Below are 352 nucleotides of genomic sequence, written 5' to 3' on the forward strand. Positions count from 1 at the left end.
CGATCGAGGTTATTCGAATAGCCGCGCCGCCGAATCAGGCCGCCAGCTGTTCCCTGATATACGCAGCGGTGCGGCTCTCCTTTTTGCGCGCGACTTCAGCGGGTCTTCCGCTCACCACGATCGTTCCGCCAGCGTCTCCCGCCCCTGGGCCCACGTCGATGACCCAGTCGCTTTGTGCGGCCACTCGCATATCGTGCTCGACCGCGACGACCGTGTTGCCCGCATCGACAAGTCCTTGCAATTGCACCATTAGCCGATCGACGTCGGCGGGATGAAGGCCAGTCGTAGGCTCGTCCAGGATGTATAGCGTGTCGCCGCGTTGGGCCCGTTGCAGCTCGGTCGCTAGCTTGAT

The 352-nt window shown here is 62.8% G+C and carries 1 pseudogene; it reads right to left on the bottom strand.

The features are described from left to right. Positions 1–34 precede the first annotated feature (34 nt). Positions 35–352, bottom strand: a pseudogene (locus SB822_RS55570) (excinuclease ABC subunit A); the annotation flags it as partial.

Source organism: Paraburkholderia sp. SIMBA_054 (genome assembly GCF_046534875.1).
In the GTDB taxonomy this organism is placed as follows: Bacteria; Pseudomonadota; Gammaproteobacteria; order Burkholderiales; family Burkholderiaceae; genus Paraburkholderia; species Paraburkholderia hospita.